General features: G+C 43.6%; 14 protein-coding genes and 1 pseudogene. 4 read left to right on the forward strand and 11 right to left on the reverse strand.

Annotated features, from left to right (window positions below; all coding sequences use genetic code 11):
- Together IQ263_RS26220 and IQ263_RS26225 are read right to left on the reverse strand one after the other, a co-directional pair.
- Positions 1-571, reverse strand: a pseudogene (locus IQ263_RS26220) (apolipoprotein N-acyltransferase); the annotation flags it as partial.
- Between the two features lie 499 nt (positions 572-1,070).
- Positions 1,071-1,418 (reverse strand): histidine triad nucleotide-binding protein, encoded by a 348-nt coding sequence (locus tag IQ263_RS26225; RefSeq protein ID WP_194071011.1) that lies wholly within the window; start codon positions 1,416-1,418, stop codon positions 1,071-1,073.
- Positions 1,419-1,745: 327 nt separating this feature from the next.
- Between IQ263_RS26225 and IQ263_RS26230 the strand changes: the two genes are divergently transcribed.
- On the forward strand, positions 1,746-3,275 hold the full coding sequence (locus tag IQ263_RS26230; protein ID WP_194071012.1) for a YifB family Mg chelatase-like AAA ATPase: 1,530 nt from the start codon (positions 1,746-1,748) through the stop codon (positions 3,273-3,275).
- Positions 3,276-3,297: 22 nt separating this feature from the next.
- Here the strand turns inward: IQ263_RS26230 and IQ263_RS26235 are convergent, their stop codons facing one another.
- The 3 genes from IQ263_RS26235 to IQ263_RS26245 form a co-directional block, all read right to left on the reverse strand.
- Entirely contained in the window at positions 3,298-3,897 is a 600-nt protein-coding gene (locus IQ263_RS26235; protein ID WP_194071013.1) for a PIN domain-containing protein, read from the reverse strand.
- Between the two features lie 19 nt (positions 3,898-3,916).
- The gene (locus IQ263_RS26240) at positions 3,917-4,363 is read right to left on the reverse strand and encodes a helix-turn-helix domain-containing protein (RefSeq protein ID WP_194071014.1); all 447 of its coding nucleotides are present in this window, start codon (positions 4,361-4,363) and stop codon (positions 3,917-3,919) included.
- 340 nt (positions 4,364-4,703) lie between these two features.
- On the reverse strand, positions 4,704-4,925 hold the full coding sequence (locus tag IQ263_RS26245; protein WP_194071015.1) for a type II toxin-antitoxin system HicB family antitoxin: 222 nt from the start codon (positions 4,923-4,925) through the stop codon (positions 4,704-4,706).
- 54 nt (positions 4,926-4,979) lie between these two features.
- On the opposite strand from IQ263_RS26245, the gene IQ263_RS26250 reads away from it, so the two are divergent.
- Positions 4,980-6,158: a DNA cytosine methyltransferase gene (locus IQ263_RS26250; protein ID WP_194071016.1), complete on the forward strand. Its 1,179-nt coding sequence runs from the start codon at positions 4,980-4,982 to the stop codon at positions 6,156-6,158.
- A 24-nt stretch (positions 6,159-6,182) separates the two neighbouring features.
- On the opposite strand, the gene IQ263_RS26255 is transcribed toward IQ263_RS26250, so the two are convergent.
- The 3 genes from IQ263_RS26255 to IQ263_RS26265 are packed head-to-tail and all read right to left on the reverse strand — an operon-like array spanning position 6,183 to position 9,090.
- Entirely contained in the window at positions 6,183-8,603 is a 2,421-nt protein-coding gene (locus IQ263_RS26255) for a dynamin family protein (protein WP_194071017.1), read from the reverse strand.
- A gap of 53 nt (positions 8,604-8,656) precedes the next feature.
- Complete coding sequence (locus IQ263_RS26260) at positions 8,657-8,887, reverse strand: type II toxin-antitoxin system HicB family antitoxin (RefSeq protein WP_194071018.1); 231 nt, start codon at positions 8,885-8,887, stop codon at positions 8,657-8,659.
- Positions 8,884-9,090, reverse strand: coding sequence for a type II toxin-antitoxin system HicA family toxin (locus IQ263_RS26265; protein ID WP_106148795.1), 207 nt, complete (start codon positions 9,088-9,090; stop codon positions 8,884-8,886). Before IQ263_RS26265 ends, IQ263_RS26260 begins: the two co-directional genes overlap by 4 nt.
- 144 nt (positions 9,091-9,234) lie before the next feature.
- On the opposite strand from IQ263_RS26265, the gene purB reads away from it, so the two are divergent.
- A complete protein-coding gene (gene purB / locus IQ263_RS26270) occupies positions 9,235-10,530 on the forward strand; it encodes an adenylosuccinate lyase (protein ID WP_194071019.1) in 1,296 nt (431 codons plus the stop codon).
- A 16-nt stretch (positions 10,531-10,546) separates the two neighbouring features.
- Here the strand turns inward: purB and IQ263_RS26275 are convergent, their stop codons facing one another.
- Both IQ263_RS26275 and IQ263_RS26280 read right to left on the reverse strand, forming a co-directional pair.
- On the reverse strand, positions 10,547-10,888 hold the full coding sequence (locus IQ263_RS26275) for a type II toxin-antitoxin system PemK/MazF family toxin (RefSeq protein ID WP_194071020.1): 342 nt from the start codon (positions 10,886-10,888) through the stop codon (positions 10,547-10,549).
- Complete coding sequence (locus IQ263_RS26280; RefSeq protein WP_194071021.1) at positions 10,888-11,124, reverse strand: hypothetical protein; 237 nt, start codon at positions 11,122-11,124, stop codon at positions 10,888-10,890. Before IQ263_RS26280 ends, IQ263_RS26275 begins: the two co-directional genes overlap by 1 nt.
- A 94-nt stretch (positions 11,125-11,218) precedes the next feature.
- Between IQ263_RS26280 and IQ263_RS26285 the strand changes: the two genes are divergently transcribed.
- Positions 11,219-11,968: a M15 family metallopeptidase gene (locus IQ263_RS26285; protein ID WP_228050378.1), complete on the forward strand. Its 750-nt coding sequence runs from the start codon at positions 11,219-11,221 to the stop codon at positions 11,966-11,968.
- A gap of 259 nt (positions 11,969-12,227) precedes the next feature.
- Here the strand turns inward: IQ263_RS26285 and IQ263_RS26290 are convergent, their stop codons facing one another.
- Positions 12,228-12,524, reverse strand: a complete 297-nt coding sequence (locus IQ263_RS26290; RefSeq protein WP_194071022.1) for a transcriptional regulator — start codon at positions 12,522-12,524, stop codon at positions 12,228-12,230.
- Between the last annotated feature and the right edge of the window lie 89 nt (positions 12,525-12,613).

Below are 12,613 nucleotides of genomic sequence, written 5' to 3' on the forward strand. Positions count from 1 at the left end.
CCACAAAGCTGCGCCAATTAAAACGCGGGTTAATGCTAAGAATTGAGTTTCCCCCCCCCCCAGCCCCCCCTTTACAAGGGGGGGAATTGAGAATAAGAATAGGATTTTTGCCGGGGAAAGTGAGGGAGTTGAGAATTACACATAGCCACGCCCAAACGGTGACTAATGCGGCTCCCCAAAGGGTGATGAATGTCCAGCAAAAAAGTGCGATCGCCAAACTGGGCCACCAAGGAACTCCCAACCAAGTCATGGGGTGTATTCCCATAATCCAAGATAGGGCTAATCCGTGATAGCCAATTCCCCAGAGAGAAGGAAGAAGGAAGAAGTCCGAGGGAAGTCGGAAGAAGGAAGAAGGAAGAACTTTTTGTTTTTTTTCTGTGATTATTGGTCGTTCATAACTGACAACCATAACCCACAGCGGAACTAATGCAATCCAGGCTAACGGCCAAGCATTGAATGGTGCTGTTGTCAATGCCATCAAAATGCCGCTGAAAAATGCGATCGCCCAAGCTAATACTTGAGATTTCCCAAGCGCGAGTTTTTCAAATTTAAGCCAATTAAATATTGCCACTTTGACGATCGCCAAATATAATAATTCTTAATTAAGATATCACGTCCGGTAAATTAACTGTTTGTAGTGAGGACTTCAGTCCGCATCCATTACCAGGAGTAAAGTCCTCACTGCGAAGCATTTTGATGGCGAGCGTTGCAGCGGAAATAAGATGAGACATAAGTCTCTTAAGTTATATTTTCTCAAACAAAAAGCTAATTTTAGCTGTTGATTGAAGGAGCAATCGTTGCTACCGGGGTGACTTCACTGGCGGCCAAGTCGAGGGGGAAGTTGCGATCGAACTACATTCTCAATAGACTGGTTGCATTCATGCCAAAACCATCTTAAAATTATCTGCCCCGCATCTGTGTCGATCGGCCTGACATCTGCGGTTGACCGACTCGCATCAAAGATATGCGGCAAAAATTTGTTGACCAAAAAACCCGGTTTCTGAGGCGCTAATCGCAATCAACCGGGTTTGTGAAGATGAGTTCGTAAATGGAGCCTGCAAAATTAACCTTTAGCCGGGGGGCCAGTTCATCTGCCGTCCGCCGAGAATGTGAAGGTGGAGGTGGTCTACAGTTTGGCCGCCGTCATTACCAGTATTGATCGCGACGCGATAGCCGTTGGACAGGCCCTCTTGTTCTGCTACCCGCTTGACAGTCAGCAGCAGGTGTCCCATCAAATCCTGGTCTCCCGATTCGGCATCGGCTAATTTGGGAATAGGTTTTTTGGGAATGACGAGGATGTGGACTGGCGCTTGGGGATTGATATCTCTGAAGGCGAGGGCCAAGTCGTCCTCATAAACGATGTCTGCTGGAATCTCTTTGCGGATGATTTTGCTGAAAAGCGTTTCTTGAGTTGTCATGGGTGTTAAGGAAGGAAGTCATTAGTCATCAGTCATTAGTCATTAGTCATCAGTCATCAGGAAGACGGAAGACGGAAGAAGTGGCAAGGCCCAAGAGGGAAGGTGGCAGGGTGAAGGCGGAAGGGTGAAGGCGGAAGGCAGAAGGTGGAAGGCGGAAGGCGGAAGGCGAAGAGGGAAGAGGGAAGGGGGAAGACTCAGCAGCAGAGGAGCAAAAAGAGAAAAGGAAGAGGCAAGGAAAAGTTTTTCTTGCTTCTTCCGATATTCATTAGTCATTGTTAATCATAATATATGATGAATCAAAGACAGGCAAATTAGGGATCGAGAAAAATGCTTGCTAGGGTTTGGAGTGCATCGATCGTAGGCATTGACGCGGTAAAGGTGGGCGTGGAGGCTGATGTGTCGGGGGGGCTGCCGAAAATTGTGGTGGTGGGGTTGCCCGATTCGGCGGTGCAAGAAGCTAAAGAAAGGGTTAAGGCTACGCTAAAAAATTCGGGTTATGCTTTTCCGATGCGGAGTATTGTGATAAATTTAACTCCGGCGGATTTGCGGAAGGAAGGGCCGAGCTTTGATTTGCCGATCGCCATTGGCATTTTGGCAGCGTCGGAACAAGTCAGCGCTGAACTTTTGGGAGATTATTTGTTTTTGGGCGAACTGTCCTTAGATGGAAGTTTGCGGGCTGTAACTGGGGTGTTGCCGATCGCCGCTGCTGCTGCCAAAATGGGTGTTTCTGGGTTAATTGTACCGGCTGGTAATGCGGAAGAAGCCGCTTTGGTGCAGGGAATATCTGTTTACGGTTTTGAAAATATTTTTGCAGTTACTGATTTTTTAAACAATCCTCAAGTTTATTCGCCGTTACAAGTAAACGGTCGAGAAGAGTTAGCAAAAAAGCGGATTCCGGGTCTAGATTTAAAGGATGTAAAGGGGCAAATTCACGCGCGGCGGGCTTTGGAAATTGCGGCGGCGGGGGGACACAATTTGATTTTTGTGGGGCCGCCAGGGAGCGGTAAGACTATGCTGGCGAGACGTTTGCCGGGGATTTTGCCACCGCTGACTTTTGATGAAGCTTTGGATGTGACTCAAATTCATTCGGTGGCTGGGTTCTTGAAGGATAAGGGTATGCTGGTGAGCGATCGACCTTTTCGCAGTCCTCACCATTCAGCATCGGGGCCTTCTCTGGTTGGCGGGGGCAGTTTTCCGCGTCCGGGTGAAATTTCGTTAGCACATCGCGGCGTACTTTTCCTGGATGAATTAACAGAGTTCAAAAGAGATGTTTTGGAGTTTTTGCGTCAACCGCTGGAAGATGGTTATGTGACGATTTCTCGGACTAGACAATCCGTGATGTTTCCGGCACAATTTACATTAGTTGCGAGTACGAATCCCTGCGCTTGCGGTTATTACGGCGACTCGATCCAACAGTGTACTTGTTCGCCGCAAAAGCGGGAGCAATATTGGGCAAAACTTTCGGGGCCTTTGATGGATCGGATTGATTTGCAAGTGGCGGTTAATCGTTTGAAACCGGAGGAGATTACGCGACAGCCGACGGGGGAGGAGTCGGAACCGGTGCGGGTGAGGGTTCAGCGGGCGCGAGAGATGGCGACTCGCCGTTTTCAGTCGGAAGCTGGCTTGCGGTGTAACGCGCAGATGCAAAGCAGCCATATTAACACTTGGTGTCAGTTGGATGATGCTTCTCGGAATTTATTGGAGATGGCGATTCGGAAATTGGGGCTTTCGGCGCGGGCTAGCGATCGAATTTTGAAGGTTGCTAGAACTATTGCTGATTTGTCCGGGGATGAAAGCCTGAAAACCAATCATGTGGGGGAGGCGGTGCAGTATCGCACGATCGATCGGATGCAGTAGAAAATACGACTTAATCTAGTAATCATTTAGAATCTACTGTATTAATAGAGTCCCTGCGTAAGTTCTGTTCGTATAACAGAACATTACTGGAAAATTTTGGTGTGCCTGCTTTTTCACTCAAAAAGATTATTAATTCAGCAAAAGTCTTTGGGGGATTTTTGTATTTTTGAGACTGTTGCTGTAATAACTCAAGTATTGAGTCCGGGTATTCGTCAAATAGCTCGCTCAGAAAATCATCTGGTGACTGTGCTTTAATGTTCCAAGGAGCTAGATCGTTTTCTCTGAAATCCTTGAGATTATTGGTAACGATGACATCAGCCTTAGCCGTTACGGCTGCGGCAAGAACATGACGGTCTTTAGGGTCATTTGTCATTGCTTCCTCTAGCCCGACAGGCACTTTAACCATCGCTTCAGGAAAAGCTAATTTGATTTGATTTTCAAGATTTTTTGCTTTCTCCTGCGAAAGCTTTCCTCCACCAATTAGGTTTCCTATTGCCTCATCTAAAATTTTCTGAGACCAATATGGTAAATACAAACCTTCATCAGCAGTGGAAAGCAGAGTATCGCGCAAATACATCGGGAACAGGACACAAGCATCAAGTACAACACAAAGTTTAGTCATATTAGAGATTAAGTTAGTCTTATTCCTCGTACAAGCCAGCTTCCTCAGTCATCTCAATTAACTGATCCAATAGTTGGCGACGCTTCACTTTTCGCTGTTCTTTATAAATTATTAAGTCTTGGAAAAGTATGCGCCGATGCGAACCAACCTTGATATAAGGAATTTCTCCTTTTTCCAGTAATTTGACTAAAAATGGTCGCGAAACATTCAGAATATTAGCAGCTTCCTGTGTTGTCAGTTCGCGATTGTGACGCACTATAGAAATAGCTTGACCTGATGTCATTGCTTGGACAACTTGACCGAGTAAACTGTAAACTGATTCGGGAATGGCAATTTCTTCTCCGTTACTTGCCACTAATCTTAGTTGTGAAGATTCGAGGCTGAGAATCTGCTCTAATTGCGCTATTGCTTCTTTTTCTTGATCTGGAATCAAAACTGACTCTGGCGACTCTTTTTGCTTCAACATAGCAAGTCTCTCTTTTAATGTGTTTTTGTCTGATTTATTTAGTCTTGGACGCACCCCGACGCTTAGAAACCGGGTTTTTTCGGAAATCTGCGGGCTGTAACGATGTATTTTCGTAAAAACCCGGTTTCTGGCTACCCGTCTGTAAGTCTTCCGGCGCATACTTAGTTGTCTTTATGATAACACTTTTCGCACCATAAACGCAATATCCGAAACAAACGAAATATGAAAATTTGTAGCAAGGTGTGCCGTGTGAACACCGTACTGACTGCTAACTATGTGGGTGATGCTGTTCGGTATCGTACAATCGATCGCATAGAGTGATATTATTTGCGATCGTTTTTCAAGTCATAACTTGATAGATTGCAGGTCGATATTTAGGTTCAGGAATGGTTTTTCCCTCAGTTTTTGCAGATTCTAGCCATGCTGCTTTAGCAATCTGTACTTCATGCAAAGCCGCTTCTGGCGTTTCGCCAAAAGCCGAGCAGTATTTTAAGTCAGGAATATCGGCAATATAACCCTCATCTTCGCTGCTGTAAAAAATATTTATGTGATAGTTTTTCATGGTTCATCTCGTTCCTTACAGTACAATAGATATGATGCCGTAAACAAATGTAAAATGGAAGCAATACAACTGTCTTTATTCTCAAATAAGGAAGAGACAATTCCTGCAAAAAAGCCGAAGCAAGCAAAATTAGGGCGTTACGAACGCATCCAACGCGAACTAGAAGCAGATGACTCCGATCCTTACAAGATTTTTATTGATGTTGAATCTCACTCAATGCCAGCCTCAGACTATAGATTTGTCGATCTTTTCTGCGGTGCTGGCGGAATGACACAAGGTTTATTGCAAGCAGGTTTTCAACCAGTGGCAAGTGTTGAAGTTAATCCCATTGCTTCTGCAACTCATATCAAAAATTTTCCTGATTGTCATCACTTTTGCGACGATATCAAAAACTTAAATTCCCAACAGTTGCTCGCTGAAATTGGTTCGCCAGAAGTTCATGTTGTTGCAGGCGGGCCGCCGTGTCAAGGCTTCTCAGTAGCCGGGAAACGCGACCCCAACGACCCTCGAAATCGCTTATTTAGAGAGTTTGTCCGCGTAGTCTCGGAAATAGGTCCTTGGTATGTTGTCATGGAAAATGTACCCGGAATATTGACTATGCAAAAAGGAGCTGTTAAACAAGCCATTTGCGAAGCTTTTCAGGAAATTGGCTATCCCCATATGTCCGTTGCTATTCTGGAATCAGCAACCTATGGAATCCCACAAATCCGCCCGCGAGCTATTTTTATTGCCAATAGATTCGGGATGCAAAACCCCTATCCGAAGTCGCAATTGTTGCCCGAACAATACAAAGCAATCGAGTTAGCAATTGATGATTTACCAGAGTATACTCCCATCCCAGAAATTAACCACGAATGGACTCGTCATTCTGTTGAGTACATGGAAAGACTGGCTAAAGTTCCACCAGGCGGTTCTTTGTATGAAAGCTACGCCGATGCTTTCAAGCGACAGTATCCGGGAAAACCCAGTATGACTGTTAAAGAAAATCATGGTGGCACTCATATTCATCCTTATCTCAATCGCGTTATTTCAGCTCGCGAAATGGCTAGATTGCAAACTTTCCCGGATTCATTTATTTTTGAAGGTTCGATGAAAAAGGCAATGTGGCAAATTGGAAATGCCGTGCCGCCTCGTTTAGCAGAGTGTATCGGTTTTGCACTAATTTCATATTTGACTGATATGGCTTTGAACAAAGCTAGTTTAGTTAATAAGTTCCTGTTCCAGAAATCTTAAATTAGTAAAAAACGTAAGCGCATCTCAGCTTGCTATTAATGATTTTGTCTGACTCAGAAGTTCATTAGCCTGATCTTTCAACTGATCCACCTGTAATTTATCATTACCTACTGAAAATGATTCAAGCGCTTGCTTTAATTCTTTCAGTGTTTCTAAAGGTAAAGCTTGAGCTTTTAGTGATTGCTCCAAATCCTTCCTATAATCACCTAGAAGAGAGTCTAGAGCGTCAAAGTACCTTTTAATTTGTTGCTCCAATGATTGCTCAATCAATCGGTTAGATTGTTCTTGAATTTCTTCGACTTTATTGTCAAAGAATTTAACTATTTCAGCCTTGAAAAGGATTAGGTTAACTCTATATATTTCTTTATATAGATGTTTGTCTAAGTTCACACCGCACCAACCAAAAAAGGTGCTAACTCCACCATAAATTGCGCTCAGTATTGGACTGTTAGCTACCATTGCCACTAAACGAGCAGCAAACTGCACCAACAAACCATCAAATGCTCCTTCTAACAATGCTGTGAGTAAATCAGATAATCCATGCCCTCTGAATTCAAGATCAGGGGTATTCACTTCTATGTCAATATCAACTAGCTTGAATATATCTGGTTTAAAAATAACATCAAAATCTCTTTTTAACCGATCTTGAGCGCGTTCAATAATAGGCTTAGTTTCATTATCTAGTAACTTGGATAATTCTTGAATCCTGCCTTCAGTCTGTTTATCCGTCTCTTTACAAGCGACATACAATTGACGTTCAATAATTTGCTTCGCCGAAGCTGCTATTTGCTCAGCGAATAGCTTGGCCTCTTGCTTACTATCAAATTCAAATTCATCCTTATCTCTATTAAAGAAGTTGGATATGTTGTCCCGCAAATTGGAAAATACTTTTATAGCAGAATCTAAAACATAATTTTTCAAGAGTGTGTCAAGTTCGTTTTTTACGTCTTTTTTGAGGTTTTCTAGGTTGGCGTTTACGGTTTCCTTTATTTGCTTTTTTGTTTGGGCAACCTCTTTATCTAGATTCTGACGGCAAGCAGCTAGACTAGAAAGCTCTTGGTTAAGATCCTCAATTGCTTGCTGGAGCTTTTCAGCATTACTGTTAATGTAAGCCAGGTCATTTTTTGCATTGTTACATAAATCATCTAGATGAATAAGACAACGATTCAATGCAAACTCCATGCAGCGGGGGGCAACTTGTCGCAAAATTACATTAATTGCTTTTTCCAGAAAAGATTCAAAGTTTGATACTTCCCAAAGCTTTACCGCTTTCTTTTGTAATTTCTCTACAGTTGCATCCTTCAGTTCATCCTCCCAATCAACAGTCCATACTTCTCTAGCTAATGCTTGGGCAACTTCAGGCTCTTTAATATCTTGACTACTGAGAGATGATTGACGGAGAAAATCCTTAGCGCAGAATGCTTGCCTAGCAGAAACTTCAAATACGCGGTCTGTGTTGACCAGTTCGAGGTTATTAGCAACAAATTGTTTTACCATTTCGGTATCTATGTCACCTCGACGACGCTCATCGATTTTATTAACTAAAACATATAAATTTTCTTGACTGCTTGTTCTGATAACTTTGTGAACTTCTGCTTTAATCTTTTCGGCTGCTTCAGCCCTCAATTCAGTAAAATTAAGAACAAGTAGCACAAGTTGGCTACGCTTAAGTTGCTTGGAAACTACAATTTCTAGTTTTTCGCTGACTCCGGCTTCACTTGGCCCAGGCGTATCAACAATTACAAGATTACCTAGCTTCTCTAGTTGTTGATTTTGCTGTGTTCTGAAAAAAGGAGTTTCGATAGATGGAATGTCATTGTCATTGAGCAACTGGAGAGGATCTTGATCTTGGGATACTGCCAGAATGTTGCAAAGACGGATAATATGATTCAACTCTGTCAGGATCTTGTTGATATTCTTACTGCCAGAGATTTCTTCTGAAATTCCAAAATCTGTATCACTGTGGATTTCTTGGAGTAAACTTGCTAAATGCGGATATTCACCAGTATGCTTAAGAACTTCTTCCATCCCTTGCTGCTGAATTTCCTGCCTGATAGCATCCAATGCTTTCTTAAATGCTTCACAAATTCTAGGACTCAATTTTAGAATCGGCTCTGCTGCATTTTCTTTCAATACAATCTCTGTTGGCAGTGTGGTCATCGCTGTAGCAGAACTTGGCAGGAGTTCTTGACCAATAATGGCATTAATAATTTTGGATTTGCCAGCATTCATCGGTGCGGCAATGGCCATTCTGAGTTTTAGGTGTGTGACTGTACCAATCTCCTTTTCAATTTCCTGTTGATATATCTGGTACTTGTTTTCTGAGCTATCCTCAGACTTAAGTTCATTGCTAGCGCGACCCATCAGAGTGCTAACTTCGTGTAACAGCGCAATCACCTGTCTTTGCAGGTCTTGGACATTTGGGTTGGAGGCTTGAGAAGTCATAGGGTTTTTAGTTGGTGTTTATGGTGAATGGTAGCAGAGATTGTATAACAAGTTTAAGCAATTTGTAGTCGTTCTCCCAAAGTCTGAGGTTCTGGTAGAGGTTTGCCATCTTCTTGATAGAGTTCAATCAATGTTTCTAACAATTCTTGTCCGTGTTTGGCCGCTTCCTCGTAAGTGTGTCCGTGAGTGCAAGGCTGCATTACATCGGTAAACTCAGGTAAGCTGACAACAAAAAGTTGATCTTCTTTTGACCACTGGATGATGAGACTATAATGGCTATTCATTCTTCTATCTCCTTCAGCTTCTGTAAATCAGAAATTACTCTTTTTTCGTGATAATTTGGCGCATCATCACCATCATTACCTGATAGTGTAATTTTTTCAGGTAATAAAGGGTGTTCCCATACAGTGTGACTGCCTTTTCCCTGTCTGTAGGTAAAGCCTGCTTTTAGCAATAGGCTTTTCAATTCTCGAATCTTTTTAGGCATGAGTGATGCCAGCTAATCAGGTTTAGGATATTGTAGCCGATCGCCCAAACTACACAAACCAAGTTTATTTGAGAAACCAGGTTTCTGACTCTCGCATCCCACACAGATGTACAATGGTGAGATCGCATTCCCCAATTCCCAACCGTGATTGACCGCTACACTCTGCCCGAAATGGGCAACATCTGGACTGAAACCGCCAAACTCAAAAGCTGGCTGCAAGTAGAAATCGCTGTCTGCGAAGCTCAAGCCGAACTCGGCTACATCCCCGCCGCCGCAGTCGAAGAAATCAAAGCTAAGGCTAATTTTGACCCCAAACGAGTCCTCGAAATTGAAGCCGAAGTCCGTCACGACATGATCGCTTTCTTGACAAATGTCAATGAATATGTAGGCGATGCCGGCCGCTACATTCACCTCGGTTTAACCAGTTCCGATGTGCTCGATACTGCTTTGGCGCTGCAATTAGTAGCTAGTGTCGATATTTTGTTACAACGTGTCGAAGATTTGAGTCAAGCTATTCGCTATCAGGCTCAACAGCATCGCAATACTGTGATGGTTGGTCGATCGCACGGAATTCACGCCGAACCCATCACCTTTGGCTTTAAACTAGCAGGATGGCTGGCCGAAGTGTTTCGCAACCGCGCCCGATTGGTGAATTTGCGATCGTCCATTGCAGTCGGCAAAATCTCCGGCGCAGTCGGAACCTATGCTAATATCGATCCGCGAATTGAAGCCATTGCCTGCCAAAACCTCGGACTCGAACCCGATTGTGCATCCACTCAAGTCATTTCGCGCGATCGACACGCCGAATACGTCCAAACCTTAGCACTGTTAGCAGCATCGATCGAGCGTTTCGCAGTAGAAATCCGCAACCTCCAACGCACCGACGTGCTCGAAGTCGAAGAGTTCTTTTCCAAAGGGCAAAAAGGCTCATCCGCCATGCCCCACAAACGGAACCCGATTCGATCGGAAAGACTCACAGGAATGGCAAGAATCGTCCGCGCCAACGCCGTCGCAGCCTTAGAAAACGTAGCGCTGTGGCACGAAAGAGACATCTCTCACAGTTCCGTAGAACGGATGATTTTGCCCGACAGTTCCACTGTCACTCACTTCATGTTAGTCGAAACCACAGACTTAGTAAAAAACCTGCTAGTCTATCCCGAAAACATGAAACGAAACATGAACCTGTACGGCGGAGTAATCTTCAGCCAGCGCGTGATGCTAGCCTTAGTAGAAAAAGGCATGAACCGCGAAGAAGCATACAAAGTTGTGCAATCTTGCGCTCACCAAGCTTGGAACCAACCGGAAGGCAATTTCTACAATTTAATTGCCAAAGATGTGAGCGTTACTGCTCGCATGACGACCAAAGAAATTGATGATTGTTTCGATCCGCAGTACCAATTGAGGCACTTAGATTTAGTGTATCAGCGCTTGGGAATTTAAAAATATTTTGAATTTCCTAGTAAAGATACAAGATCGAGCGTAATCCTTCATCTATGTCTTCCTGTAAATCCTGTGGTATTGTGCAAATGCACTCAATTAAAAACGTTTTGTCCACAGTAAAAAGCTGAGAAATATTAGCCACAGAATCCTTGGGTAAACCTGTGGCTTTACTCGGTAACAAGACATTACCTGGTGCTTCCGCTAACCGCAGATTAGAAGTAATGATGACGACGATTACAGTGCTAATACGACTCTGAGTAAAAGTATCATCCTGAACAATTAAAACTGGACGACGATATCCAGGTTCTGAAGCAACTGGATCTGGTAAATTAGCCCACCAAATTTCTCCGCGATACATTACCAATCCTCATGGGGTAAGGACATAAATTGCATCTTTGCCAAGACTGGATCTAGTTCAGAAGACTCTTCAGAATAGACTTGATTTAGTTTGCTCAAAATTCGAGATCGGTTGTATCGCCGCAAATACGCTTGCAAGGCTTTTGTATAAAGCTCGCTGCGTGATAATCCTAACTGATCGGCCAAAGCCTCGGCTTCTTCAAAAACTAAATCTGGAAGTGAAATTGCAGTTTTCATAGTTTTCCCTGCAGTCACGGTGACATCATAATATTGATTGTACCACAGAAAAACGACCTCAATCTACTCTCTCAAACTCACAATCAGAACAGCTATGAAATTTAATCGTTTTGGAAAATACCCGATCGCATTTATGCTAGTGTTGCTATGTGCGATTCCCTACGGGATAGCTTCGCTTCACGGCCTGCACCATCCCGCATTTGTCCGCGCCCAGGAGCCGCCAGAAGTGCAATCTCCCCAATCAGAAGCAACCCCAGTAACACCTGAAAGCATTTTCATGAGTCAACTTCCCAGTTGGGCGCGCCTTGTTGACATCCGCAAAGTAAATCCCAACATTCGCCTCGATATCCGCTACGCCACTGCGAACAATTTCTTGAAACGAAAGCTTTACTCTCAAGCCAAATGCGCTTTGAGAAGTTCTGTCGCTCAAAAATTAGCCCTAGTGCAAACAGATTTAGAAAAAATTGGATTGGGTTTGAAAGTTTACGATTGCTACAGGCCTTTTTCTGTGACTGAGCAAATGTGGGCAGTTTTACCAGATCCGAACTATGTTGCTAATCCTGCTAGGGGTTCGCGGCACAATCGCGGTGCGGCTGTGGATTTAACTTTAGTCGATCGCACTGGCAAAGAATTAGAAATGCCTACACCTTACGATGATTTTACCGAAAAAGCTCACGGAGATTATCAAGGCGGCAGCGCCCAATCTCGGAAAAATCGTCAAGTGCTTAAGGATGCGATGAAAAAACACGGATTTATTGGTATTACAACAGAATGGTGGCACTTTGATTCGGAAGATTGGCAGAAATTTGCGATTCTTGATATCTCGCTTGGAACAATTCCTTGATTACTGGAGTAGCGTCGGCGAGGCACTACAAGATACAAGAGCCCGATCGTTCATCGGTTAATGAAGCTCTACATCGCACAAATCCCGCCGTCAGAAGGAATTGTGTTAGCAGGCGATCGCGCCAGGAAAGTCGAGACCGCTTGCCAAAACCCTTCAATAACGTATTTAATACGCTGTAAAAATAAGTCGCGCTTCTAAATTTCTTCGGCAGTTAGCGTGACATTGAAATATTGAATAAATGGATATTTTTTTCTTCTTGTTAAGACGATTTCCGATACTTCTGCTGTCCTGCTCTTTTTTTACGAGCGATCGCCTCATAGGGATCTTCATCCCCTTCCGCATATTGCATCAACTCTGTCATAGACCAACCGATCGCATAGGCAAACTGAACTAACTTTTGCAATCTGGGATCGGCTTTGCCCTCGTTCCAGTTCACCAGCGTGTTGAATGAAATTCCTGTAATCCTTCCTAGTTCCCTAGAACTACCAACGCGCTCATCCTCCACCAATGCCTCTATTAGAGAACGCCACAGAATGATTGATCCTATAATAGTCAAAATATAATTTCAGTGTGCAGCCTATCTTATGTCTCTAAAATCTATCATGAAACTGACCGAACACGCCAAATCTCTTTACATCGAAACAG

Origin of the sequence: Tychonema sp. LEGE 06208 (genome assembly GCF_015207505.1) — a bacterium.
Taxonomy (GTDB): Bacteria; Cyanobacteriota; Cyanobacteriia; order Cyanobacteriales; family Microcoleaceae; genus Microcoleus.